Genomic DNA, 24384 nt, shown 5'->3' with positions numbered 1-24384 from the left:
TCATGACGCTGACGCTCGTCCTCGTTCTCGCGCTGCTGGTCGGCGTCTCCCTCGGACTGCTCGGGGGAGGCGGGTCGATCCTGACCGTGCCGCTGCTGGTCTACGTCGCGGGCATGGACGCCAAGGAGGCCATCGCCACCTCACTGTTCGTCGTCGGCGTCACCTCCGCCGTGGGCATGGTCAGCCATGCCCGCGGCGGACGGGTCCGCTGGCGCACGGGCGTCCTGTTCGGAGCGGCCGGCATGGCCGGCGCCTACACCGGCGGGCTCGTCGGCGGCCGCATCCCCGACGTCGTGCTGCTGATCGCCTTCGCGGTCATGATGATCGTCACCGCCGCCGCCATGCTCCGGGGCCGCAGGAACGTCGACCCCGACCGGGCCCCCGAGCGGCTCCCGGTGGGGCGGGTCCTGCTGGACGGCGCGGCCGTCGGCCTGGCCACCGGTCTGGTGGGCGCGGGCGGCGGCTTCCTCGTCGTCCCCGCCCTGGCCCTGCTGGGCGGCCTGCCGATGCCGGTGGCCGTCGGCACCTCACTGCTGGTCATCGCCATGAAGTCCGCCGCGGGCTTCGCCGGCTACCTGTCGAGCGTCCAGATCGACTGGACCCTGACCCTGGCCGTCACCGGGTTCGCCGTCGTCGGCAGCTTTGTCGGAGCGCGGCTGGCCGGCCGCGTCCCCGCCCACGTCCTCTCCCGTCTCTTCGCCTGGTTCGTGCTGGCCATGGGCACCTTCGTCCTGCTCCAGCAGGCGCCCGCCCACATCGCGGTCCCGATCCTCGCCGCCCTCGCCGCGCTGGGCGCCGGAGCGGGCGTCTGCTACGGCTTCGTCGCCCGCTGCCCGCTGCGACGCGCCGTCCGCGGGACCTAGCGGACACCGAACCCCTGCTGCCCCGGCGCACCCCCTTCGGCGCGCCGGGGCAGCGGCATGTCGTGCCGTCCGGGGAATGCCCCCGTCCCGTTCCGGTGTTCCTTACCCCAGGGGGTATGAAAGCCGCTCCTTCGGCGAAACGGAAGGAATCTCCCCATGAGCACCGTCGCACTCACCGCCGCCGACTTCGAGAACACCGTCACCGGCAACGACATCGTCCTCGTCGACTTCTGGGCCGCCTGGTGCGGACCGTGCCGGATGTTCGCCCCCGTCTACGAGAAGGCCTCCGAGGCCCACTCCGACATCGTCTTCGGCAAGGTCGACACCGAGACCGAGCAGGCCCTCGCCAGCGCCGCGGACATCACCTCGATCCCCACTCTGATGGCCTTCCGCGAAGGCGTCCTGGTCTTCTCCCAGCCCGGCGCCCTGCCGCCCCAAGCCCTGGACCGGCTGATCGCCTCCGTCCGCGAGCTCGACATGGAGGAGGTCCGAGCCTCCCTCGCCACCCAGCGCTCGAGCCAGTGACCACCGCCGGCCCCCGGCCGGCCCTTCGAGAGGACACCCCATGGTCCAGCTCCCCGCCGACCAGGTACGGTCGGCCGCCAACCGCCTCAAGCGCGCCCAGGGCCAGCTCGCCGGCGTCGTACGCATGCTGGAAGAAGGACGCGACTGCGAGGACGTCGTCACCCAGCTCGCCGCGGTCAACCGCGCGCTGGACCGCGCCGGCTTCGCCATCGTCGCCAGCGGCCTCAAGGAGTGCCTGACCCAGGAGGGCGGCGCCGACAGCCTCGACACCCAGAAGATGGAGAAGCTCTTCCTCTCCCTTTCCTGAAACACTCGGCTCCGGCCAGATGAGGACACCCGTGGCGGAGCACCTCCCCGTGGCCCTGCCGTCCTCCCCGGTTCCGTGGCCGGCGGACTGCCGCTGCACAGCGGTCCTGGCGCACGTGGCCACCGGCCGGCCCTGCCGCACGTGCCCCCTGGTCTGGGTGGGTCAGGCGGCGGACAGGGAACTCAAGGCCGCGTCCAGGCGGGCGGTGGCCTCGTCGGCGACGGGCGCGAGGGCGTCGAGTCCGGTGAGGGTGACCATGGTGCCCGGGTCGAGAGCCTGGACGAGCGCATGGTCGCCGTCGCGACGGACGACGACGTTGCAGGGCAGAAGCAGTCCGATGGAACGGTCGGCCTCCAGCGCCCGGTGGGCCAGGGGCGGGTTGCAGGCGCCCAGGATCAAGTAGTCCTCCATGTCATGGTCGAGCTTGGCCTTCAGGGTGGCCCGCACGTCGATCTCGGTGAGGACGCCGAACCCCTGGTCGGCCAGGGCTCGGCGGACAGCGGCGACGGCAGTGCCGAAGTCCGTGTCGGTCAGGCGGACGGTGCGGTCGTAAGCCACGGTGCGCTGATCCCTTCGATGCTGAATGCCTGGTTGCCTTGATACCCCGGCGGGTACCCGCCGCGGTGAACGCAATACCGGACGAGCCATCCGGACGGAGACCGGAAAAGCCCCCTGTATCTCTGTCAGGGTGAGTGAACCGGATACCCCCCGAGGTATACAGTCCTTCTGGAGGAGCCGCAGCCGTGTTCTTCGTCGACACCCTGGAAATCGAGGGCCTGGGCAACCGCAGCTACCTGGCCGGCGGCGCCCGCGGCGCGGTGGTCGTCGATCCGCCGCGCGACATCGACCAGGTGATCGCCGCAGCGGCGAAGCGCGGGGTGCGCATCGCCTATGTGGCAGAGACCCATGTGCACAACGACTACGTCACCGGCGGCCTGGAGCTGGCCCGGGTGACCGGCGCCTCCTACCTGGTGCCGGCCGGTGCGCGGGTGTCCTTCGCCCGTACCCCGGTGGCCGACGGCGACACCGTGACGGTGGACGAGCGCCTGGTGCTGCGCGCGCTCGCCACCCCCGGGCACACCCCGCACCACACCTCCTACGTCATGGAGGAGGACGGGCGCGGTGCGGCGGCGTTCACCGGCGGGTCGTTGCTGATCGGTGCCGTGGGCCGGCCGGACCTGGTCGAGCCGCGGCTGACCGAGGAGCTGGCGCGTGCCCAGCACGCCTCCGCCCACCGGCTGGCCGACGAACTGGACGACGAGGTCCCGGTGCTGCCCACCCACGGCTTCGGCAGTTTCTGCTCCTCCTCGCAGGCCGAGGGGGACTCGACCACGATCGGCGGGGAGCGCAAGGCCAACGATGCGCTGACCCTGGATGTGGACACCTTCGTGGAGCGGGTGCTGGCCGGACTCGACGACGTGCCCGCGTACTACGCGCACATGGGCCCGGCCAACACCGCCGGGCCCGCGCCCGTCGACCTCACCCCGCCGGAGCGGGCCGACGCCGGGCAGATCGCGCGGCGGCTGGCGGCGGGCGAGTGGGTGGTGGACCTGCGCAGCCGCACGGCCTTCGCCGAGGGGCACGTGGCCGGGTCGTTCAACTTCGAGAGGGACGGCAAGCTCGCCACCTACCTGGCCTGGCTGATCCCGTGGGGCAAGCCCGTCACCCTGCTCGCCGACACTCCCGAACATGTCGCCGACGCTCAGCGGGAACTCGCACGGGTGGGCATCGACCGCCCGGCCGCCGCCGCCACCGGTGAACCGGTCGGCTGGGTACGCGCCGGCGAGGAGCTCGCCTCCTTCCCGCGCGCCCGCTTCGCCGACCTGGCCGGCGTGCGCGAGCGCGGCGAGGACGTGGTGGTGCTGGACGTGCGCCGCGACTCCGAACGGGCCGCGGGCCACGTCGAGGGAGCGGTGCACATCCCGATCCACGAGTTGCACGGCCGCCTCGACGAGGTGCCGTCCGGGACCGTGTGGGTGCACTGCGCCGGCGGGATGCGCGCGGCGATCGCCGCCTCCCTGCTGGACGCCGCCGGCCGCGACGTGGTCGCCGTCGACGACGGCTTCGACGCCGCCGGCGAGGCGGGCCTGACCGTGACCCGCCACTGATCACCCCATCCGCTCACGCAAGGCAACGGCACCACCATGTTCCTCTTCCGCCGTGGCACCGGCCGCCTCACCCCCGAGCATGCCCGCACCGGCGACGGCACCGCCGTACTGCTCGACGTGCGCGAGGCACAGGAGTGGAGGGCCGGGCACGCGCCCGGCGCCGTCCACCTGTCCCTGTCCCGGCCGGCGGCCGGCGGTCGGCGCCGCCCTGCCGCCGGGCCTTCGAGATGCGGGCCGCCGTCGGCACCAGCCTGCTGGTCATCACGGCCTACTCCCTGGCCTCGCTCGCCACCCGCTCGGGCGCCGCCGTCTCCCTCGACCGGGCGGTGATCGGCCCCCTTCGTCGCCACCGCCGTCCTGGGCGCCTGGGACGGCAAACGCCTCGCCGTGAAGGTCCCCGGACCCCGCCTGCAACGCGTCTTCGCCGTCGTCCTGCTGGCCGTGGCCGCCTTCATGCTCGCCGACGGGGTGACGTGAGACGCCGCCCGGGCGGGGCCGCGCTCAGGCCAGCGAGAGGAACAGCTTCTCCAGCCGGGCACGCATCCGGTCCCGGTCGCCGTCCACCTGGCCCTCCTCGGCCATGCAGTGCTGCAACCCCGTCGCGATGATCGCGAAGCCGGCCCGGTCCAGGGCCCGGGAGACCGCCGCGAGCTGCGTGATCACGTCCTCGCAGTCCCGCCCCTCCTCGATCATCTTGATGATCCCCGCGATCTGGCCCTGCGCCCGCCGCAGCCGGTTGAGCACGCTCTTCAGCTCCTCGGCCGCCATGTCCAGTTCCACACATCCTCCTTCATTCATACCCCTTGGGGTATGTTAGCCCGTTCGGTGCTTCTCCCGGACGAAAAGACGTAGAGCAACCTCACGCACATGAGCGCCCCTCGTCGCCATCGGTCCCGCCCGGACCGCCGAGCGCTCGAAAACCTACGCCGCGAGCACGCCGTGGCCGTCGCCGGTCTCAGGAAACGGACGGACGGCATCCATGCCGCCGTCCTCGGCGGCGGGCGGTCACGTGAGCACCCGCGGACAGCGGCCCACCCGAGGCACGGAGGAGATCCGCCCGTGAACGCCACGCCCACCACGGCCGGGCGGCCCGTCCGGCTGGGTCTGCGGGAGAACTCGCTGCAGTTCACCCTGCTGGTCATCGTCAACGTCTGCGTCGGTGGCCTGGCCGGTCTGGAGCGCACCACCGTCCCGCTCATCGGCTCGAGACGTTCGGCCTGACCAGTGAGCCGGCCCCGGCGCCCTCGTCGCCGACGCCCTCGGCCTGAACGCCACCGTCATCGCCGCCGCCGTCCTCACCGCCGCCTCGGGCTCCTCGCCGCCCGATGGATCACCGAGCACCGGCCCGGCGCCCGCCGAAGAACCATCCTGCCCCGACAGCGGCGGGGTCCCGCAGCGCCCATCGCAGGCGTGCCGAGCCCCGAGTCCGGCGCGTCCTCGTCGCCCGGACGTCCGGGCAGGGCCTCGGGCGTCACCCCTTCCACCGCGACGAAGCGGTAGGCCGTGCGTCCGGTGCCTGTCCGGGTCCGCCGGTCGGTCCAGGTCCGGCGGGTCCGGGCCGGGTGCCCGGGAGGACGCCTCGCCCGGCCGGACCGCCCCTCGGGGTGGACAGAAATGCACGGCTTCGTTCCGGAGTCAGCAACGGGCCGAGGAGCGGATCGGTCACCCAGCCGAGGGGGGCCAGGTGATCCGGGCCCAAGGGCTGCCACAGGGGCAGGGCGTCGATCAGGGCACGCCATGCCTGGTCGGTGTCGCCCCGGCGGGCCAGTTCGCGTGCCCGGTCGACCGCCGCGCCGAAGGGACCGGGGGCCGTGTACCGGTACGTGCCGGCGCGTACCTGGTCCAGCATCGCCCTGGCGCGGGACATCAAGGCTTCGTCGGCACCCCGCAGGTGGTTCGTCAGGACGGCGTCGTCGTGGGAACGGGCGGCGTGCTCGGCGACGAGGGGCGGCAGGAGCTCGGAGGCGTACCTCGGGTCGGTCACCAGGCCCGGGAAGTACACCATGTACGTGAGGCCGAGCAGGCGGCGGATCTGGTCGCCCAGGCCGGCGGCCCGCGGTCTGCCGTACCCCTTGGCCTCGTCCAGCGTCTTCAGGGCCCTTTCCCAGTCACCGTGCAGCGCGTCCCGGCGGGCATCCTCCACCCGGGCGTCCAGCTCTCGCGTGGTGGCGTTGACGAACTCCGGCCCTCCGCCCGCGCGGTGGGAGCGGAGGCTGTGGAACTCGCGGAACATCGCCTCCATGAACGCCCGGAAGTCCGGATACCGCTCCGGTGCGTCCGCGCGCCAACTCGCCCACGTGTACACGGCCCATTCGCCGTCGTCGTCCACGTCCTCCGGATCCAGCAGGACGTACGTCGCGTCGGACTCCACGTCGAGCTGGAGGCCGCGCCGCCAGACACCCGCCTCCCGCCGTTCCTCCGGTTCGGCGTCCTCCTCCAGGTACTCCTCGAACAGGTCCGCCAGTCCCGACGCGTTGTCGTGCCAGCGAGCGTCCGCCGTTCCCGCCAGCAGCCACACGAAGCCGCCCGCGTGCCGCCAGCCGTCGGTGACCTGGAGGAAGGAGCGGTACGACGGCGGCATGCGCCGGCCCAGACGCTTCTCCATCGCCGCGATCCGCTCCTCGGACGCGGGCGGGAAGCCCAGCCACCGCGAGCGCCGCGCGGCCTCGTCGTCCGCGTCCCGCACCTCGTCGTCCGGCAGGGCGTCCGCCCACTCGCCGCTCCAGCGCGGCAGGAAGGTCCGCCAGTCGACGTCCGCGTTCCCCGGGACCGTGTTCTCCGTCAGCATGCGCCGATGCTGTCACCCGCCACTGACACCCCCTACGACACCGACTGGCGCAGGCGCCATCGGCACCCGTGTACGCCACTGACGACCCGACAGGCATAGAGCTCTCCCCGCGGGGCAACCGGAAGCCTGGCGCCCGACCGGGCGCCCTGCACGAGGGGAGACGGAGCGATCATGATCATGCCGGCGGAGAAGGAGCTTCGGGCGGTGCTGGCGCGGTTCGCGCAGGCGCGGATCGAGCACGACGTGCTGCCCACCGGCCGCACCAGCCGTGCGCTCGAGGACGCCACCTACACGCTGTGCGTGATCACCGGCTCCCGTACCGTCGAGCAGGCCCTGCGCGCCGCCGACGCCCTGCTCGACCAGTACACGGCCGGCCGTGCCGGTCTCCGCCGGGAGGACGAGACGCTCGCCGCATGAGCAGCCGTCGGCGCGGGCGGCACGAGCAACTCTCAGTGCAGCAGCGGTAGTTCGTGCAGGTTGGTCTTCGCCGGTTCCAACATCTCGTTCCCCTCGCCCGACAGCACCGAGCGCGTGGCGAACAGCGAGAAGCTTTCACCCCGTCGCAGGTGAGACGCGGCGGCAGGGACAGTTCCTGACTCGCCGTGCGGGCGTCGACCACGGCCGGACCGTCGTGGACGAACGCCTCCCGCAGCGCGTCGTCGAGCTCACCCGCCCGGCCGGCCCGCACGCCGACGATGCCGGCGGCGCGGGCGACGGCCGCGGAGTCGAGGTCGTCCAGGTCGGTGCCGTAGTTCAGGATGCCGCCCGCCTTCATCTCCAGCTCGACGAACGACAGTGTGCCGTTGTCGAGGACGACGACCTTCACCGGCGGTCGTCCCGAAGATGGGAGGCGGGATGGCCCGGCGAGGTGAGGACACGGGTCCGTGAGGGCGCGGTTGTCGGCGGCCGAGGCGTGTGAAAGGCACTTCGCCGCCGGACGTCCAGCATCACCCATCCGGGGGAGCTTCGCAGCTCGGGAAGGGGGGAAGGGCGGGACGCGCCGCGCGGGCCCCAGTGTGCGACCGTGGAGGTGACGGCCTCCCGCCCGCACCGGAGTTGACCATGACCACAGCGCGTGACCTGGCCCTCGTGGCCGCCGACCCGCGGGACAGGACCATAGTGGAGCAGGGCGACCTGTCGCTCGCCCTCGCGGGGGCGGAGCTGATCGACCTCCTCGACGCCGAGGCCCTCGCCCTCGACGGCACGCTCCTGGTCCCCGCAGGGCCCGCGCCGGCCGGCGACCGCCTGCTGTCCGAGGCAGCGCAGTGGCTGGCGGACGGCGGACCGGGCGAGACCGTCGACGACTGGCTCTGGCGCCGGGGCCGCGACCTCGCCGGGCGTTACCGGACCGTCCTGGAGGAGGAAGGACTCGTCGAGCCCGAGCGGCGGAGCCGCAACCCGCTGCGGCGGGAGCACACCGCACCGGCCGACCCGTCGGCGGCCCGGGCGGCGGGGGAGCGCCGCTCGTCGGGCGAGCCCGTGCTCGGCGCCCTCGCGGCCGCCGCCGGACTCACCGAGCAGGGCGACGAGGCGTTCGACGGGCTCGACGACGAGCGGACGACGGTGCTGGCGGCGGTGCTCCAGGCGGTCACGGAGCTTGCCGGTGAGCGGCAGCGCCGTACCATCGAGGCCGCTGCCTTCGACAACATCTGGCGCGGCGACTGACCGTCCGGCGCGGCGACCGACCGTCGCCCGCCCGCAGGGGTGCGGCCGTCCCGTGTTGCCGCCCCCGTGCACCGGTGGTGGGATGGACACTCTCGCGTGCGACGCGGGAGGAGGTGACACCGGACGACATCCCGCCCCGGACGAACGTCCCGCCCCTCACCCGATCTCCGTCCGTCCCGACCCCGTTCGGCGCGCGGACCACACTTCTCACGGTCGCCGCCGGCCCCGGAGTGACACCATGAACACGTACCGAGTCGCCCAAGTGCCCGCTCCCAACGGGTCGTTCGAGATCGTGGAACGCGAGGTGCCCCGGCCGGGCCCGCGTCACGTGCGTATCGCCGTCGAGGCCTGCGGGGTCTGCCGCAGCGACGCCATGTTCGTCTCCGCCGGGATGCCCGGCGTGCCCTTCCCCTTGGTGCCGGGGCACGAGGCGGCCGGCCGTGTCGAGGAACTCGGTGACGGCGCCGACGAGATGGGCTGGCAGGTGGGGGACCGGGTCACCGTCGGCTGGTTCGGCGGCAGCTGCCTGCACTGTGTTCCCTGCCGCCGGGGCGACTTCATCGTCTGCGACAACCTCAAGATCCCCGGCTACGCCTACGACGGCGGTTTCGCCGAGGCGATCGTCGCGCCCGTCGACGCCCTGGCCCGCATCCCCGACGCGCTCGCCGCCACCGACGCGGGGCCCATGGCCTGCGCGGGCGTCACGGTGTACAACGGGCTGCGGCGCAGCAGCGCCCGGCCGGACGACCTGGTGGCGATCCAGGGCATCGGCGGCCTCGGGCACCTGGCCGTGCGGTTCGCGGCGGCCATGGGGTACGAGACGGTCGCGATCGCGCGCGGTGCGGACAAGGCCGACTTCGCCAAGGAGCTGGGCGCCCACCACTACGTCGACAGCACGGCGGGCCCCGTCGCCGAGGCCCTCCAGGCGCTCGGCGGCGCGAAGGTGGTGCTGGCCACCGCCGGCAACTCCGAAGCCATGGCCGCCACGGTGGACGGACTCGCACCGCGCGGTGAACTCGTCGTCGTCGGCGCGACCCCCGACCCGATGCCGGTCAGCCCACTCCAGCTGATCCTCAAGGGACGGCTGGTGCGCGGCCACCCCTCCGGGACCGCCCAGGACGTGCGGGACACCATGACCTTCGCCGCCCGGCACGGCATCCGCCCCATGACGGAGGTCCTGCCGCTCGACGAGGCGAACACCGCCTACCGGAAGATGATGGACGGCAGCGCCCGCTTCCGCATGGTGCTCACCCCGAGCTGACCCCCGCGGCCCGTCAGGCCGCCGAGCCGTCGCTGTCCCGGTACGTCTCCAGGATCCGCAGCCACACCTCGCTGATCGTGGGGAACGCCGGGACGGCGTGCCACAGCCGGTCCACCGGCACCTCGCTGGTGACGGCGACGGTCGCCGAGTACAGCAGCTCCTGGACGCCCGGGCCCACGAAGGTCGCCCCCACGACGTTCCGCCGCTCGCTGTCGACGATCACCCGCGCCCGGCCCCGGTACCCCTCCGCGTACTGCACCGCACCGGCGATCTTCCCGATGTCGTAGTCCACGACGTCGACCTTCAGGCCCGCACGCTCGGCCTCCCGCGCGGTCGGGCCCACCGTCGCCACCTCCGGCTCGGTGAAGACGACCTGCGGCACGGCGGCGCTGTCGGCGGTCGGGGCGTGCCGTCCCCACCTGCCGTCGTCGAGCGGCTCGCCCTTGGCGCGCGCCCCGATCACGGCGCCCGCGATCCGCGCCTGGTACTTGCCCTGATGGGTCATCAAGGCGCGGTGGTTGACGTCCCCGACCGCGTACAGCCAGCCCTCGGTGATCTCGGGCACGCGGTAGGAGTCGTCCACCGGCAGCCAGTCGCCCGGGGTGAGACCGACGGTCTCCAGACCGATGTCGCCGGTGTGCGGAGCGCGGCCGGTGGCGAACAGGATCTCGTCCGCGACCACCGTGTCGCCGTCGTCCGTCGTGACCCGCACAGGCCCCTCCCCGCCGTCCTCGCGCTCCACCCCCGCCACCGACCTGCCGAACCGCACGTCCACCCCGGCCTCGCGCAGCGCGTCCGTCACCATCTCCCCGGCGAACGGCTCCATCCGGCCCAGCAGCCCGCCGCGCACCAGCATCGTCACGCGGGAGCCGAGCGCCCGGAACGCCGTGGCCATCTCCACGGCCACCACCCCGCCCCCGACCACCACGAGCCGGTCCGGCACGTGCCGCGCCGCCGTCGCCTGCCGGTTGGTCCACGGGCGTGTCGCCGCGAGTTCCGGCAGGTCCGGGAACGCGGTGACCGTGCCCGTGCACACCCCGACCGCGTGCCGCGCGGTCAGCTCCACCCGCTCCCCGTCCGGCGTGTCCACGACGACCTGGCGGGGGCCGTTCAGCCGGCCGTGCCCGCGCACCAGGTCCACGGAGACCGAGTCCAGCCACTCCTCCTGGTCCGCGTCCTGCCAGTGCGCGGCCATCGCGTCACGGTGCTCGAAGACGGCGGGCACGTCGAGGGGGCCCTCGACCGCCCGGCGCAGACCCGGGACGCGCCGCGCGTCGGCGCGCGCCAGCACGGGGCGCAGCAGTGCCTTGCTCGGTTCGCACGCCCAGAACGAGCATTCGCCGCCGAGCAGCTCGTTCTCCACGATCACCGTGGTGAGTCCGGCGGCGCGGGTGCGGTCGGCGAGGTTCTCCCCCGTCGGTCCCGCTCCGAGAACCACCACGTCGTAGGCCGGGGAAGTGCCGTTCATGCCCGCCTCCGTGCACTCGGATGGTCGACTGGGCGCGTCCTTCCAGTGTCCACCTCCGGGCACGACATCGCCCGGCGTGCGGGTCATGCCCCGCGCCGGTCACGCCGTCTGCGCCGTGTGATCACGGCGGCACCAGCTGCTGGCCGCCGTCCACGTCGTAGGTCGCGCCCGTCACGGCCTCGTTGACCATGAGATGCAGGATCACCGCGGCCACGTCGTCCGGGCCGACGACCCGCCGTATCGGGAGGGTCGCGCGCAGTCGCTCGCGGCGCTCCTCGAGCCTGTCGCCGAGGAGGGACGCCGACAGGGGCGTGTCGACGAAGCCGGGCGCGACGAGGTTGACCCGGACCGGCGCCAGTTCGACCGCCAGACTCGACGTGAGCGCGGGCAGGGCCGCCGTCAGCGCCGCGGTCACGGACGTCCCGATCCCGGGACGGCGGCCGCCGGTCCCGCCGACGAACACCAGCGTCCCGGCGTCCCGCACCACCGCGCCGCCGTACTTGGCGACCCCGAGGGTGAGGGCCAGCCGCTCCCCGACGTGGGCGCGCGCCTCGTCGACGTCGAGGTCGTCCAGCGTCGCGTAGAAGGGGGACCCGGCGGTCGACACGACGTGGTCGACGGGGACGGGCAGGGCGCCGAAGAACTCCCGGAGCCGGCCCGTGTCGGCGGCGTCGAGAGGCACGGAACGCTCCGCCCCGACCTCCTCCGCCGCGCGCTCCAGCCGCCGCGGGTCGCGTCCCGCCATGACGACCCGGCCGCCGTGCCGGCGTACCTGACGTGCCGTCGCGAGTCCGATGCCGGAGCTCGCGCCGATGACCACCACGGTCCGGTCCGCGAGGTCCTGGGGGTGAGGGGTGCCGGTCGCCATGGGCGCCTCCCGACGTGGGTGCGCGGAGGATGGGCGGCCGGGCGGTACGACACCGGGGCCGCGTTCCCGACGCTACTGCGGGCGACACCGGGCCACCAGTCGAACGGGTGATCGGCCAGGAGGTGGCTGCGCGGGGGGCGGGAAACGCGGGGCCCCGACCCCGCGCCCGGCTGGGCGATCACCGGTGGCGGGCCACCAGGGCCGCTCATAGCTTCGGCGATATGAACAAACGTCACATCGCGTATCTCGCCTGCGCCACCGCCGTCGTGGCGGCCGGGGTCGGTGCCGCGCCCTCGGCCTCGACCCACCAGTCGGCCGTGCACCGCGTACAGCCCGGGCAGTCCATCCAGAAGGCCGTCGACGCCGCCAAGTCCGGGGACACGGTCATGGTCGCCGCCGGCACCTACAAGCAGAGCGTCGACATCACCCGCTCGGACATCACCCTGCGCGGCGACGTCGCCGGCCGCACCGTCCTGGAACCCCCCGCGAGCGCCGGGAAGTCCGCCTGCGCCAAGGCGGGCAACGGCGTCTGCGTCACCGGCACCGACAAGAAGCCGGTGAAGAACGTCTCCGTACGGTCCCTGACGGTGCGCGGATTCGCGAAGAACGGTGTGTGGGCGACCGGCACCGAGAACCTCAAGGTGCGCTACGTGACCTCAGAGAAGAACGGCCAGTGGGGCATCGCCACCGAGCGTTCCGCGCGCAGCGTGATCAGCCACAACGTCACCCGCAAGAACGGCGACGCCGGGCTGTTCGTCGCCAACACCGTCGACACCGAGGAAGGCGCGCGGGACGCGAAGAAGACGGTCGTCCGCCACAACGAGACGGCGGAGAACCGGGTCGGCGTCACCGTCCGGCGGCTGCGGAACCTCAGCGTCGACCACAACGAGGCCACCGGCAACTGCGCCGCCGTGTTCGTCGTCGGCGACGAGTCCACACCCCGCGCCGGACACCTGAGCATCACCTGGAACCACGTCCACGCCAACAACAAGCACTGCGCCGCGACGCCCCGCCTGCCCTTCCTCCAGGGCTCCGGCATCGTCCTCACCGGCGTGGAGGAGACCCGGGTGGCGTTCAACCGGGTCGAGAACAACAAGGGCACCTCCCCGCTGTCCGGCGGCATCGTCCTGTTCAAGAGCCTCGTCGGCACGCCCAGCGAGCGCAACGACATCCGCGACAACCTGGTGACCGGCAACAGCCCCGCCGACCTCGCCAACCGCGACACCGCCGCCACCAACACCTTCAGCCGCAACACCTGCACGCTCTCCGAACCCACCGGAATGTGCTGACCCACGTGACCACCGTCCCCCCCCACCCGCGGCACAACAGCAGAAGCGAGGCAACGGATGACCACCGTTGATCCGGCTCCCCCGCCGCCCATGCGGCTGAGGGAGCTCGTATTCGGAGCGGCCTGCGCGGCCGCCGTACGCGCCGCCGTCCGTCTGGGCGTGCCCGACGCGCTGGACGACAGCCCCATGACCGTCGACGACCTGGCGACGGCGGTGAAGACCCAGCCGCACACCCTGCGGCGGCTGCTGCGCGCGCTGTCGTGCCAGGGCGTCTTCGCCGAGAACCCCGACGGCACCTTCGAGCACACCGACATGTCCCGGCTGCTGCGCGAGGACGACCCGCACAGCCTGCGTTACATCGCCCTGTGGTGCACCGAGCCCTGGACCTGGAGCGTCTGGCCGCGGCTGGACGAGGCGGTGCGCACCGGCGGCAACGTCTTCGAGGCGGTGTACGACGAGGAGTTCTTCACCTACCTCAACGAGTCGGCGCCCGAGTCCGCCCATGTCTTCAACCGGGCCATGACCACCTCCAGCGAGCAGTCCGCGCGGGACGTGGCCAAGCTGCTCGACCTGGACGACGCTTCCGCCGTGGTGGACATCGGCGGCGGCCAGGGGCACGTCCTGGCCAGCCTCCTCGAGAAGCACCCCCACCTCCGCGGCACGCTGCTCGACCTGCCGGGGGTCGTGGAGAACGCCGACCCCCGACTCCGCGACGGCGGCGCGCTCGCGGACCGCGCCCGCATCGTGGCCGGCGACTGCCGCCAGGACGTGCCCGTCGAGGCGGACGTCTACATCATCAAGAACGTGCTGGAGTGGGACGACGACAGCACCCGCCGGGTGCTCGCCGCCGTCCGCCGCTCGGCGCGCCCCGACGCCCGGGTCGTGGTGATCGAGAACCTCGTCGACGACACCCCGTCCATGCGCTTCACCACCGCCATGGACCTGCTGCTGCTCCTGAACGTCGGGGGCGCCAAGCACACCCGGCAGAGCATGGTGGACCGCCTCACCGACGCGGGCCTGGTCATCGGCGAGATCCGCCCGGTCAACGCGTATCTGCACGCCTTCGAGTGCACCGTCCCCGCCACTTAGGCACGAAACCCCGAGGCCGCCGGCTCCGCGACTGACGCGGAACCGGCGGCCTCGGGGTTGTGGCGTGTGCGGCGGCTCAGGAGCCGGCGCCGCGCTCCCAGCGGTAGAAGCACTGCGCCATGGCGTCCTTCGGGCCGCGCCAGGTGGCCGGGTCGTACGGGCTGACGTACGCCTCCAGCTCCTGGCTGATGCGGCGGAACTCGGGGTGCGAGGCCACCTTCGCGATGGCGGGCGCCGGGTCCTGCTCCGACTCGACGAGGTGCAGGTACACGTCGTCCCCGAACTGGAAGAGACTGCGCCGGCTGACGCCGACCAGGTGGGGGAGTTCACCCCGGTCCGACGCGGCGAACACGTCGGCGATGTCCGGCGCCGAGCCGGGCTTCATCCGGGCGACGATCAGGGCGTGGTGCATGGGATTCCTTCCGGGTCCCCGGCGGGACCGGTGCTCAGCGCGAGGACGCGACGGACGCCGTCTCGTTCTCGCGGGCGGCCTGCTCGATCTTGTCCCGGATGAGCGCCATCTGGGTGCGGGAGTTGCGGTTGATGTTGTCCGTCATCCAGTCGTCGTCGACCGGAGCGTCGGGCTTCATCGCGAAGTCCTGCGTCCAGCGCATCTCGATCCCGCCCCGCACCTCCTCGTACTCCCACAGGATGTCCATGTGGGCGAACGGGCCGGTCTCCACGCGGCGGGCGCGCACGATCCGCTTCGCGCGGTCGGGGGTGCGCTCCGACACCCAGCTCCACACCTTGCCGTTCTCGTCCGGGTGCATGGTCAGCCGGAACGTCGTCGTGGCGCCCTCACGGGAGAGGATGTCCACCGACGCGTACTCGCTGAACAGCCGCGGCCAGTTCTCGAGGTCGTTCGTCATCTCCCAGACGAGGTCGAAGGGAGCGTCGACGGTGATGCTGTTCTCGGTGTGTCCGGCCACTTCAGGCTCCAGCCGTGAGGGTGCTGTTGACGAGGTTCAGGAACTCCCGGGGCGTCTTGCAGCGCTCCGAATCGGGCGGCAGCGACACGCCGTACCGGTTCTCCAGCTCGCCGACGATGCCGAGCAGGCCGAGCGAGTCGAGACCGAAGGAGTCGAAGGGGGACTCCGCGGCGTCCTTGAGTTCCTCGGGGTCGACGGTGATGCCGGCCGCCTGCTTCATCAGGGCGGCCAGTTCGTCGAAGGTCACTTCGGTGGTGATCATGGGTGACTGCTCCTTCCCCGCCCGGATCACCGGGCGGAATCGTCACCGCGGCGCACGACCAGCGCCGCGTTCGAGCCCATCAGTCCCCGGCTGAGGACGAGGGCGGTGCGCAGCTCGGCGGGGCGAGCGTGCGAGGTCACCAGATCGAGGTCGTGGCAGACGTCGAACACGTTGGGCGTGGGCGGCACCAGGCCGTGCTCCATGGCCAGCAGCGCCGCCACCGTGTCCAGCACGGGCGCACCGCAGTACGCCCGGCCGAAGCCGGTCTTGGGCGCCGTCACCGGCACCCGCGTGCCGTGCGCGCCGAGGGCGTCGGCGATCGCCAGCGCCTCCGCGCGGTCCGCCTCAGGCACGCCCAGGGCGTCGGCGAACACGACGTCGATCTCCTCCGGTGCGACGCCCGCCTCGTCGAGGGCGCCGGTGATCGCGTGCGCGAGGCCCTCACGGGACTCCGCCCAGCGGGACGTCCCGGTGAACGTGGCCGCGTGACCGGCCACCACACCCCGTACGGGCACCCCGCGCTCACGGGCCCGGTCCTCGTCCTCGACGACGAGCAGGGCGCCGCCCTCGGCCGGCACGAACCCGCACGCCTTCTCGGTGAAGGGACGGTAGGCGCGGTCGGGGTCGTCGAGGGTGCTGAGCTCGGGGTAGCCGAGCTGGCACACCATCGAGTACGGGGCCAGCGGCGCCTCCGCCGCCCCCACGACCATGACGTCGGTGCCGCGTCGCACCGCGCGTGCCGCGTGCGCGAGGGAGTCCAGACCGCCCGCCTCGTCGCTCGCCACCACCCCGCACGGCCCCTTGAGGCCGCCGCGGATGGAGATCTGGCCGGTGCTCGCCGCGTAGAACCAGGCGATCGACTGGTACGGGCCGACGAACTTCGAGCCCTGGCCCCAGAGCTTCTGCAGCTCCCGCTGGCCGAACTCGCCGCCGCCGGAGCCGGCCGCGGTGACCACGCCGACCGAGTAGGGGTCGGCGGGCTCACCGCCCAGGCCGGCGTCGTCGAGGGCGAGCGCCGCCGCGGCCATCGCGAAATGGCTGAACCGGTCGGTCTGCACCAGGAAGCGGTCCTCGACGAGGGCCGCCGGGTCGAACGACCGCACCTCGCCCGCCACCCGCAGCGGCAGGTGCTCGCAGCCCTCGCGGGTGATCAGGTCCAGCACGCCGAGACCCTCGCTCACCGACTTCCAGTAGGCGTCGGTGCTCAGTCCGTTGGGCGCGACCACACCGATGCCGGTGACGGCCGCTCGCCCGGAACGACGCTTGCTCATCGTGTCCTCCCGCCCGTACCGGACAGCAGCACCGCGGACTGGAAGCCGCCGAACCCGCTGCCGACGGAGAGCACGTGCTCCAGCTTCCGGGGGCGGGCGGTGCGCGGCACGTAGTCCAGGTCGCACTCCGGGTCGGGGGTCTCGTAGTTCGCCGTGGGCGGCACGACCTGGTGGTGCAACGCGAGCACACAGGCGGCCACCTCGATCGCGCCGATGGCGCCGAGCGAGTGCCCCACCATCGACTTGATGGAGCTCATGGGCGTCTCGTACGCGTGCGCGCCCAGCGACCGCTTCACCGCGGCCGTCTCGTGCCGGTCGTTCTGCCGGGTGCCGGAACCGTGCGCGTTGACGTAGTCGATCCGGGTGGGATCGAGCCGGGCCTGGTCGAGGGTGCTGTCGATGGCGCGGGCCATCTCCAGGCCCTCACTGGTCAGGCCCGTCATGTGGTAGGCGTTGCCGTAGGTGGCGTAGCCGCTGATCTCGCAGAGGATGTCCGCGCCACGCGCCCTCGCGTGTTCGTAGTCCTCCAGCACCAGCACGGCCGCGCCCTCGCCCATCACGAACCCGTCGCGGCGGGCGTCGAACGGCCGCGACGCGTGCTCGGGGTCGTCGTTGTTGGGCGACGTCGCCTTGATGGCGTCGAAGCAGGCCATCGTGATCGGGGAGATCGGCGAGTCCGAAGCCCCCGCGATGCAGACGTCGGCCCGGCCCTCGCTGATGGTGTGGAACGCATAGCCGACGGCGTCGAGTCCGGAGGTGCAGCCGGTGGACACCGTCTGCACCGGACCCCGGGCGCCGAACTGCTCGGCCACCGTGGAGGCGAGGGTGCTCGGCGCGAACGCCAGGTGCAGCTTCGGGTCCGCCTTGGTGTGGTCCACGTCCCAGCGCCGGCCGCTCTCGCTGACCAGCACGTAGTCGTGTTCCAGCCGGGTGGTGCCGCCGACCGCGCTGCCCAGGGACACCGCGGTGCGCCACGGGTCCAGGGACCCGGTGTCGAGCCCGGACTGCCGGACCGCTTCCCGGGCCGCGACCACGGCGAACTGGATGTAGCGGTCGGCGTGCTGGCACAGGTTTGCGTCCAGGCCGTGCTCGAACGGGTCGAAGTCGCACTCGGCGGCGATGCGCGAGCGCAGGCCCGCCGGGTCGAACAAGGTGATGCCGCGGGTCGCGGTGCGGCCTTCGGCCAGCAGGTCCCAGAACGCTGTCGCCCCGATGCCGCCGGGAGCGACCACACCTATACCGGTGACGGCCACCCGCCGGGTCATTTTATGACCTCGCTCGGCTCGGCCGGGCGGCCCGCCTCCGGCCCGCCCACCGTCAACTGCGGCCCCGGAGCGTCGCTTTCGGTCTCCTCCGTGTCGACGTGCCCCAGGCTCGGGTGGGGGGCCAGGGGACCCAGGTGGAACACCATGCGGGCCTCCTCGTCGCCGACGTTGCGGAAGCGGTGCCGCATGTCGATCGGGATCATCAGCCCCTGCTCGGCGCGGAGCGCGAACGGCTCACCGTCCAGGTCCACCTCGAGCGAGCCGTTGACGACGTACACGAACTCCTCGGAGTACGGGTGGTAGTGCTCGGCGATCCGCTCGCCGGGCTTGATGACGGCCAGCCCCATGAAGCCGCTCGTGGAGCCCACGGTGGCCGGGGTGAGCAAGGTCCTGAGGTCACCTCCGCGCCGGCGGTTGGGCTCCGTCTCGCTCAGATCCACGATGCGTGGGTGCTGCTTGGACATGGTTGATACCTCCGGGTGGGAGCGGCGACGTCCGGACGGACACGGCCGCGGACGTCGCCACGGTCGGCGTCAGGAGTCCGCCGAGACGCGGTCGGTGACGGGCATCATGTCGGCGTGCGCCAGAAGCCGGTGCAGGGTGCGCTCCGAGTCCAGGGACCCCTCGACGCCGATCGCGGCGCCGTCCAGGAGACGCTCCAGTTCGGCGGCCTTGCCCTGGCCCTTGATGCCGAGGGCGGAGAGCGGGTCGAGGTCGAGTTCGCCCGTGACGTCGATCATCCGGGTCACGACGTCGTCACGCTGGAAGACGGTGCTCGCGTACACCAGGCCGTCCGGGTCGTTCGCCGCGGCCTCGTCCTGCCGGGCGAGGAACCGGGCCAGTTCCAGCCCGTGGCCCGCCACGGCCGGGTAGTACAGCATGTGCCGCCGGAGACCGGCGGGTTCCGGGCGGCCGGCCTCCACGTGCTGCATCGCCGGGAGCGCAGCCCGGGTGAAGAACACCCGGGCGGAGTCGGGGTCGGACAGGTCCCGGTCCGCCTCGAGATGGGGGTTGATGGCCTCTTCCACGGCCTGGACCTCGGGCTGTGCGGCCACGTGGCACAGGGTGGCCAGCAGATCGCCCTCCACCTCCACGGCCCGTACCACGCGGTTGCCGTGCATGAAGAGCGAGGTGCGGTGCAGCCGCGTGATGCCGTTGATCCGCGCCTCGGGCGCGTCGTAGTTGGCCAGGATGTCCACGACCTTGGACTCGGACCCCGGCTTGACGGTGAAGGTGAGCGCGTGACGGGTCCGGCCGGCGCCCACGCGGGCCGCCGGCTGCAGGTTCGCCCGCGCCGCCTCGGGAGTGAGTGGCTGCTCCGGGTGGGTCTCACGCAGGACGCTGTAGCGCATCGACCGGGTGTCCCGGACGCAGCTGTGCATCGGCCGGACGATCTTGATGTGCTCCTCGCTGTTCACCCAGGCGAGGAACGGCAGGGCGCTCTCCCATTCGCTGGTGATGAGCCACTGCGAGGGGTTCTCGATCGACTGGCACAGCTGGTCACTGATGTGACCGGGAACGGACGCGACCGTGTTGCGCATGTGCTCGTACGCGTCGAGGAACTGCTGCTGGGCGCCCTCGTACAGGTCGAGCAGCAGGATCACCCGCAGCCTCGAGCCGTCGAACGCCGACTGCGAAATGCGTGCCGACTTGGTCATCCGGCGCACCTCTCCTCTTGGTCGGAAGGTCAGGAACGACCGCCGTGTCCGGAGGGCCGGGGTCGCCATGTGTCGATCGTTGACGCGACCTTCCGGTGCGCGCGAGCGACACGGGGCAGGTGGGTGAACCGCGTGTCATACGGGTGCCGCCGGGACGCGAACTCCCCGGTACCGGGGATGAAATGGGGCGTCCCTTTCCACAGCCCGTCGAGGGCGACGCTGGAGGCGTTTCCATGCACAGATCGGATACGGCCGGCCGGGCGGATCACCGCACGCCGGTCCTCATCGTCGGCGGCTCCCTGGTGGGCCTGTCCATGTCCCTGTTCCTGGGACGCCTCGGCGTGCCGCACACGCTCGTCGAACGCCACGCGGGCACGTCGCACCACCCCCGCGGACGGGGGAACAACGTGCGCACCATGGAGCTGTTCCGGACGGCCGGTCTTGAGCAGCGCATCGGCCGGGCGGCGGCGACCCTGGCGGACAACCACGGCATCCTGCAGACCCCGAGCCTGGTGGGCGACGAGGGGGAGTGGCTGCTCCAGGAGATCGACCCGGGCGGCGGCATCGCCCGCTTCAGCCCAGCCGGGTGGTGCCTGTGCAGCCAGAACGACCTGGAGCCGGTGATTCTCGAGGGAGCCCGGGAGCTCGGCGCGGATCTGCGCTTCGGGACGGAGATGCTGTCCTTCGAGCAGGACGCGGAGGGCGTGACGGCGCTGGTCAAGAGCCGGGAGACCGGCGAGCACACCAGGATCCGGGCGGACTACCTCGTCGCCGCCGACGGCCCGCGCAGCCCGGTGCGTGAGGCGCTGGGCATCGGGCAGAACGGTCCGGGCGACCTGTTCCACAACGTGAGCCTCACGTTCTCCTCGCGTGACCTCGCCGGTTACGTCGGGGACCGGCGGTTCATCATCTGCTACCTCACCAACCCGGAGGCGGACGGCGCCCTGCTGCCGGTCGACAACCGGGAGAACTGGGTGTTCCACGCCCCCTGGCACCCCGAACACGGCGAGACCCCCGAGTCGTTCACCGACGAGCGATGCGTCGCCCACATCCGCAAGGCCGTCGGGGTGCCGGACCTCGACGTGAAGATCACCGGCCGGGCCGCCTGGCACGCCGCCGAGCGGGTCGCCGAACGATACGGACAGGGCCGGGTGTTCCTGGCCGGAGACTCGGCCCACGAGATGTCGCCCACCGGGGCGTTCGGCTCCAACACCGGCATCCAGGACGCCCACAACCTCGCCTGGAAGCTGGCCGCCGTGCTCGGCGACTGGGCCGGGCCCGGCCTGCTGGAGTCCTACGACGCCGAACGGCGCCCTGTGGCGGAGGCGACCGGCGCCCGTGCCTCCTCCCGCTCGAGCGAGCACAGCCACCCCGGGTACACGCCCGAGGGTGGGCCCGGAGGACCTGGTGGACCCGGTGGCCCCGGCCTCGGCGCTCCGGGTGGACCCGGTGGACCCGGTGGCGCCGCCTCCGGCGGTCCCGGCGGTCCCGGCGGTCCCGGCGGTCCCGGTGGCCCCGGCGGCCCCGGTGGGCGGAAGGGCGGCATCCTCAACGTGGCGCTCGCCTACCGTTATCCGCGCGGCGCGGTCCTCGGCACCGACCCCGCGACCCCGGTCGTCCCCGACGGCGTCGTGCTGAACGGCGAGCCCGGCAGCCGTGCCCCGCACCTCTGGCTGGACCGCGCCGGCACCCGCGTCTCCACCCTCGACCTGTACGAGAGGTCGCTGGTCCTGCTCAGCGCGGAGAACGGCCCCTGGCAGGCAGCGGCCTCCGAGGTGGCGGCGCAGATGTCCGTACCGCTCGACGCGTACCGGATCGGTGACGGACCCCACGCCGACCTGACCCCCGAGGCGGACACGGACTGGGCCGGCGCCCACGGCATCACCGAGGACGGCGCGGTCCTGATCCGTCCCGACGGCTTCGTCGCCTGGCGCCACGCGGCGCGCCCGGCCGACCCGGCGAAGGCCCTGCGCGAGGCGGTCGGAACGATCCTGAGCCGTCCCTGACGGGTCCGGCGAGGGCGCCGGACCTGTGGCTCACGAACCGCCGATGCCGCCCTGGCGGCCCCGTTCCGACTTGGCCAGGTGCTGCTCGAAGCGCTGGAGGGCGGGGCCGTCGACATCCCAGGGCCAGGGCGTGACCATGCCCTGGAGCGCCTGGAACACCGGGTGGGCGTCCGCCGCGCGGCCGGCCGCGCACAGCGCGTACGCCAGGACGTTGAGGTCGGCCGGCGCCGCCGCGTGCTGGAAGAACCCCGGCTTCGGCCACAACGCGGCGGCCTGGTGCAGCGCCGCCGCCAGATGTCCGCCCTCGAAGAGCTGGCCCGCGGTCATCGCCCGCATCCCGCCCTGTGCGAGCAGCCCCTGGTACTGCCGTACGGCCGCGGTGAGTTCGACGGCGGCGCACGGGGCGTTGGCCGGGATGCGGGTGCGCACCGCGTCGACGAAGTCCAGCACCGAGGCGCTGGAGCCGCCCTCCTCGGGCGACAGCAGGGCGAGCATCTGCGTGAACGCCTCGCGGTTCCAGGGGTCGCGGGTGGTGGCCTGCCGCCACAGGGCGTCGACGTCCTTGTGGCCGAAGCGGACGACGCGCGCGGTGCCGAGCAGGACCACCCACGGCAGGGGGTCCGCCGGCGAGAGTTCGGCTGCCCGGTGGCACCGGGTGATCAGCGTGTCGGTGTCGTCGAGGCTCCGTTCCTCCAGGGCGCGCACCAGGGTGGTCCAGGAGTGGAACACCAGCGCGTCCACGTCGTCCGGGTCGCGCTCCAGCCAGGTCTCGGCGATGCCGGTGCCGGATGCGGCCCCGGCCAGCACGGACACCCGGTGCCCGCGGAGGTCCCAGTCGTCCCCGGTCTCCGTCAGCAGCTCGGCGATCAGTTCCGCGTCCGCGGCCTTCCCGCTGCCCCGCTTGCTCAACTTGCCCAGGACCTTGTCCAGCTGGGTGTCCCCCAGGGAGCGGGAGAGACGGGGGCGTCGGCTGGGGCGCGTGCTGAAGAGGGGCATGTGCGAAGACTAGGAAGCGGATCGGCCCGTTCAACCGGTACGGGGTGATCGTTATCGATCTGGCCCTTACCGCCGGTCGTCCGGGCAGACCGGGGCGGGGCCGGACAACTCGTCGGCCCCGCCCCGCCCGTCGTGGTGCGCGCCTCAGACCGCGGGGGCCGGGTACGTCGGGTACTCCACGCCGGATACGTACTGGACGACGCGGACGACCTGGCACGAGTAGCCGAACTCGTTGTCGTACCAGAGGTAGAGGATCGCGTTGTCGCCGTCGACCTTCAGGGCGCCGGCGTCGACGATCGACGCGTGCCGCGAGCCGACGAAGTCGCTGGAGACCGCGTCGGGCGCGCTGATGAAGTCGATCTGGCGCTTCAGCGGGGAGGTCAGCGACACGTTGCGCAGGTGGTCGAGGACCTCCTCGCGGTCGGTGGCGCGGCCCAGCTGGAGGTTGAGGATGGCGATCGACACGTTCGGCACCGGCACGCGGATGGAGCTGCCGGTGATGGGGGCCTTGAGGTCGGGCAGCGCCTTGGCGACGGCCGACGCGGCGCCGGTCTCGGTGATCACCATGTTGAGCGGCGCGGACCGGCCGCGGCGCTCGGACTTGTGGTAGTTGTCCAGCAGGTTCTGGTCGTTGGTGAACGAGTGGACGGTCTCCACGTGGCCGCGCAGCACGCCGTACTCGTCCGCCATCGCCTTCAGCGGCGGCACGATCGCGTTGGTGGTGCAGGACGCGCAGGACATGACGCGCTCGTCCGGCTTGAGGGTGTCGTGGTTGACGCCGTGCACGATGTTCGGCACGTCGCCCTTGCCGGGGGCGGTGAGCACCACCTTGTCGACGCCGGGCCGCAGGTGCTGCGACAGGCCCTCCCGGTCGCGCCACTTGCCGGTGTTGTCGATGAGGATGGCGTTGTCGATGCCGTACGCGGTGTAGTCGATCTCGGTCGGGTCGTCGGCGTAGATGACCTGGATGACGTTGCCGTTGGCGACGATGGTGCTGTTCGCCTCGTCGACCGTGATCGTGCCCTGGAACTGGCCGTGCACGGAGTCGCGGCGCAGCAGCGAGGCGCGCTTGACGATGTCCTGCTCGCCGCCCCGGCGCACGACGATCGCGCGCAGCCGCAGGCCGTTGCCGGAGCCGGACTTCTCGATCAGCAGACGGGCGAGGAGGCGGCCGATGCGGCCGAAGCCGTAGAGGACGACGTCGCGCGGCTCGCGGCGCTCGATCTTGTTCGCGCCGGTGGCTCCGGCGACGGCCTCGGCGGTGAACTCGGCGACGGACTTGCCCTGGTCGTCCGCGCGGTAGGCCTCCGCGAGCAGGCCGATGTCGATCTGTGAGGGGCCGAGGTCCAGCGCGGTGAGCGCCTGGAGGAACGGCAGGGTCTCGGTGACGGAGAGTTCCTCGCCGGCGATCTGCCGGGCGAAGCGGTGCGTCTTGAGGATGCTGACCACCGACTTGTTCACCAGGGAGCGGCTGTGCAGCAGGACGGTGACGTCCCGCTCCCGGTGCAGCTTCCCGATGATCGGGATCATCGACTCCGCGATCTCCTCGCGGTGCTTCCAGTTGGTGAACGAGTCTTCGTTGACAGTCACAGCATCATCTTTCGAGCTAGAGGGTGCTCATATGATAGTCATGCCGCTCGGAGGGGTCGGACGGGGGCCGCCGCTGACGTGCGAAGGGGCCCGGCGGGCCGCGCGGGAGGGCGCGTGGATCGCAGGGTTGCGCGACATGCGAACGGGTACGCGTGTCCTACTGTGCCCGGGCCCGA

At 72.5% G+C, this 24384-nt stretch carries 26 protein-coding genes and 2 pseudogenes; 13 read left to right on the top strand and 15 right to left on the bottom strand.

Annotation, left to right across the window (positions count from 1 at the left end; translation table 11 throughout):
* Positions 1 to 2: 2 nt before the first annotated feature.
* From MTR79_RS20215 to MTR79_RS20205, 3 genes are all read left to right on the top strand, one after another.
* Entirely contained in the window at positions 3 to 863 is an 861-nt protein-coding gene (locus MTR79_RS20215; protein ID WP_244791640.1) for a sulfite exporter TauE/SafE family protein, read from the top strand.
* A 156-nt stretch (positions 864 to 1019) separates the two neighbouring features.
* On the top strand, positions 1020 to 1388 hold the full coding sequence (gene trxA / locus MTR79_RS20210) for a thioredoxin (protein WP_244791638.1): 369 nt from the start codon (positions 1020 to 1022) through the stop codon (positions 1386 to 1388).
* A gap of 40 nt (positions 1389 to 1428) precedes the next feature.
* Complete coding sequence (locus tag MTR79_RS20205) at positions 1429 to 1695, top strand: metal-sensitive transcriptional regulator (protein ID WP_048456494.1); 267 nt, start codon at positions 1429 to 1431, stop codon at positions 1693 to 1695.
* Between the two features lie 162 nt (positions 1696 to 1857).
* Here MTR79_RS20205 and MTR79_RS20200 read toward each other — a convergent pair whose 3' ends face one another.
* A complete protein-coding gene (locus MTR79_RS20200) occupies positions 1858 to 2253 on the bottom strand; it encodes a DUF302 domain-containing protein (RefSeq protein WP_189363988.1) in 396 nt (131 codons plus the stop codon).
* A gap of 185 nt (positions 2254 to 2438) precedes the next feature.
* On the opposite strand from MTR79_RS20200, the gene MTR79_RS20195 reads away from it, so the two are divergent.
* The 3 genes and pseudogenes from MTR79_RS20195 to MTR79_RS20185 form a co-directional block, all read left to right on the top strand.
* Complete coding sequence (locus tag MTR79_RS20195) at positions 2439 to 3803, top strand: MBL fold metallo-hydrolase (protein WP_244791635.1); 1365 nt, start codon at positions 2439 to 2441, stop codon at positions 3801 to 3803.
* A 36-nt stretch (positions 3804 to 3839) separates the two neighbouring features.
* Positions 3840 to 3998 (top strand): annotated as a pseudogene (locus MTR79_RS20190) (rhodanese-like domain-containing protein); the annotation flags it as partial.
* Between the two features lie 23 nt (positions 3999 to 4021).
* Positions 4022 to 4280: pseudogene (locus tag MTR79_RS20185) on the top strand (TSUP family transporter); the annotation flags it as partial.
* Between the two features lie 24 nt (positions 4281 to 4304).
* On the opposite strand, the gene MTR79_RS20180 reads toward MTR79_RS20185, so the two are convergent.
* Positions 4305 to 4583 carry a metal-sensitive transcriptional regulator gene (locus MTR79_RS20180; protein ID WP_048456497.1) on the bottom strand — a complete coding sequence of 93 codons (279 nt, stop codon included), beginning with the start codon at positions 4581 to 4583 and terminating at the stop codon, positions 4305 to 4307.
* A gap of 279 nt (positions 4584 to 4862) precedes the next feature.
* Here MTR79_RS20180 and MTR79_RS20175 point away from each other — a divergent pair, with 279 nt between their 5' ends.
* Entirely contained in the window at positions 4863 to 5024 is a 162-nt protein-coding gene (locus tag MTR79_RS20175) for a hypothetical protein (RefSeq protein ID WP_220450265.1), read from the top strand.
* A gap of 250 nt (positions 5025 to 5274) precedes the next feature.
* Here the strand turns inward: MTR79_RS20175 and MTR79_RS20170 are convergent, their stop codons facing one another.
* A complete protein-coding gene (locus MTR79_RS20170; protein ID WP_244791633.1) occupies positions 5275 to 6591 on the bottom strand; it encodes an SMI1/KNR4 family protein in 1317 nt (438 codons plus the stop codon).
* A gap of 171 nt (positions 6592 to 6762) precedes the next feature.
* On the opposite strand from MTR79_RS20170, the gene MTR79_RS20165 reads away from it, so the two are divergent.
* Positions 6763 to 7008 carry a DUF5133 domain-containing protein gene (locus MTR79_RS20165; protein WP_048456498.1) on the top strand — a complete coding sequence of 82 codons (246 nt, stop codon included), beginning with the start codon at positions 6763 to 6765 and terminating at the stop codon, positions 7006 to 7008.
* Here the strand turns inward: MTR79_RS20165 and MTR79_RS20160 are convergent.
* On the bottom strand, positions 6896 to 7366 hold the full coding sequence (locus MTR79_RS20160) for a thiamine pyrophosphate-dependent enzyme (protein ID WP_244793254.1): 471 nt from the start codon (positions 7364 to 7366) through the stop codon (positions 6896 to 6898). The two genes, MTR79_RS20165 and MTR79_RS20160, sit on opposite strands and share 113 nt — an antisense overlap.
* A gap of 287 nt (positions 7367 to 7653) precedes the next feature.
* Here MTR79_RS20160 and MTR79_RS20155 point away from each other — a divergent pair, with 287 nt between their 5' ends.
* Positions 7654 to 8256 carry a GPP34 family phosphoprotein gene (locus MTR79_RS20155; protein ID WP_086700527.1) on the top strand — a complete coding sequence of 201 codons (603 nt, stop codon included), beginning with the start codon at positions 7654 to 7656 and terminating at the stop codon, positions 8254 to 8256.
* Positions 8257 to 8494: 238 nt separating this feature from the next.
* A complete protein-coding gene (locus MTR79_RS20150) occupies positions 8495 to 9517 on the top strand; it encodes an alcohol dehydrogenase (RefSeq protein WP_048456501.1) in 1023 nt (340 codons plus the stop codon).
* A 13-nt stretch (positions 9518 to 9530) separates the two neighbouring features.
* Here the strand turns inward: MTR79_RS20150 and MTR79_RS20145 are convergent, their stop codons facing one another.
* Positions 9531 to 10985 (bottom strand): NAD(P)/FAD-dependent oxidoreductase, encoded by a 1455-nt coding sequence (locus MTR79_RS20145; protein WP_189363985.1) that lies wholly within the window; start codon positions 10983 to 10985, stop codon positions 9531 to 9533.
* Between the two features lie 121 nt (positions 10986 to 11106).
* Positions 11107 to 11853 (bottom strand): SDR family oxidoreductase, encoded by a 747-nt coding sequence (locus MTR79_RS20140; protein ID WP_244791631.1) that lies wholly within the window; start codon positions 11851 to 11853, stop codon positions 11107 to 11109.
* A 221-nt stretch (positions 11854 to 12074) separates the two neighbouring features.
* Here MTR79_RS20140 and MTR79_RS20135 point away from each other — a divergent pair, with 221 nt between their 5' ends.
* Together MTR79_RS20135 and MTR79_RS20130 are read left to right on the top strand one after the other, a co-directional pair.
* Positions 12075 to 13142: a right-handed parallel beta-helix repeat-containing protein gene (locus MTR79_RS20135; RefSeq protein ID WP_189363983.1), complete on the top strand. Its 1068-nt coding sequence runs from the start codon at positions 12075 to 12077 to the stop codon at positions 13140 to 13142.
* A gap of 57 nt (positions 13143 to 13199) precedes the next feature.
* On the top strand, positions 13200 to 14231 hold the full coding sequence (locus MTR79_RS20130) for a methyltransferase (RefSeq protein ID WP_086705187.1): 1032 nt from the start codon (positions 13200 to 13202) through the stop codon (positions 14229 to 14231).
* Between the two features lie 76 nt (positions 14232 to 14307).
* Here the strand turns inward: MTR79_RS20130 and MTR79_RS20125 are convergent, their stop codons facing one another.
* The 7 genes from MTR79_RS20125 to MTR79_RS20095 all read right to left on the bottom strand — a co-directional run bounded on the left by MTR79_RS20125 (position 14308) and on the right by MTR79_RS20095 (position 19616).
* Entirely contained in the window at positions 14308 to 14643 is a 336-nt protein-coding gene (locus MTR79_RS20125; RefSeq protein WP_086705188.1) for a TcmI family type II polyketide cyclase, read from the bottom strand.
* Positions 14644 to 14677: 34 nt separating this feature from the next.
* On the bottom strand, positions 14678 to 15160 hold the full coding sequence (locus MTR79_RS20120) for an SRPBCC family protein (RefSeq protein ID WP_048456507.1): 483 nt from the start codon (positions 15158 to 15160) through the stop codon (positions 14678 to 14680).
* 1 nt (position 15161) lies between these two features.
* A complete protein-coding gene (locus tag MTR79_RS20115) occupies positions 15162 to 15422 on the bottom strand; it encodes an acyl carrier protein (RefSeq protein ID WP_048456508.1) in 261 nt (86 codons plus the stop codon).
* A 26-nt stretch (positions 15423 to 15448) separates the two neighbouring features.
* Positions 15449 to 16693, bottom strand: a complete 1245-nt coding sequence (locus tag MTR79_RS20110; RefSeq protein ID WP_086705190.1) for a ketosynthase chain-length factor — start codon at positions 16691 to 16693, stop codon at positions 15449 to 15451.
* Positions 16690 to 17958, bottom strand: a complete 1269-nt coding sequence (locus MTR79_RS20105) for a beta-ketoacyl-[acyl-carrier-protein] synthase family protein (protein ID WP_189363981.1) — start codon at positions 17956 to 17958, stop codon at positions 16690 to 16692. The genes MTR79_RS20110 and MTR79_RS20105 overlap by 4 nt, the downstream gene beginning before the upstream one ends.
* On the bottom strand, positions 17955 to 18422 hold the full coding sequence (locus MTR79_RS20100; protein WP_175446884.1) for a cupin domain-containing protein: 468 nt from the start codon (positions 18420 to 18422) through the stop codon (positions 17955 to 17957). The genes MTR79_RS20105 and MTR79_RS20100 overlap by 4 nt, the downstream gene beginning before the upstream one ends.
* 69 nt (positions 18423 to 18491) lie before the next feature.
* Positions 18492 to 19616, bottom strand: coding sequence for a SchA/CurD-like domain-containing protein (locus MTR79_RS20095; RefSeq protein WP_244791629.1), 1125 nt, complete (start codon positions 19614 to 19616; stop codon positions 18492 to 18494).
* A gap of 233 nt (positions 19617 to 19849) precedes the next feature.
* Between MTR79_RS20095 and MTR79_RS20090 the strand changes: the two genes are divergently transcribed.
* Positions 19850 to 21622 carry an FAD-dependent monooxygenase gene (locus MTR79_RS20090; RefSeq protein WP_244791627.1) on the top strand — a complete coding sequence of 591 codons (1773 nt, stop codon included), beginning with the start codon at positions 19850 to 19852 and terminating at the stop codon, positions 21620 to 21622.
* Between the two features lie 30 nt (positions 21623 to 21652).
* Here MTR79_RS20090 and MTR79_RS20085 read toward each other — a convergent pair whose 3' ends face one another.
* Both MTR79_RS20085 and MTR79_RS20080 read right to left on the bottom strand, forming a co-directional pair.
* Entirely contained in the window at positions 21653 to 22618 is a 966-nt protein-coding gene (locus MTR79_RS20085) for a hypothetical protein (RefSeq protein ID WP_244791625.1), read from the bottom strand.
* Positions 22619 to 22762: 144 nt separating this feature from the next.
* Positions 22763 to 24208: a glyceraldehyde-3-phosphate dehydrogenase gene (locus tag MTR79_RS20080; protein ID WP_086705196.1), complete on the bottom strand. Its 1446-nt coding sequence runs from the start codon at positions 24206 to 24208 to the stop codon at positions 22763 to 22765.
* Positions 24209 to 24384 lie beyond the last annotated feature (176 nt).

It is taken from the genome of Streptomyces sp. BJ20, assembly GCF_022869105.1.
In the GTDB taxonomy this organism is placed as follows: Bacteria; Actinomycetota; Actinomycetes; order Streptomycetales; family Streptomycetaceae; genus Streptomyces; species Streptomyces griseoincarnatus.
This window is presented reverse-complemented; position numbering and strand designations above follow the sequence as displayed.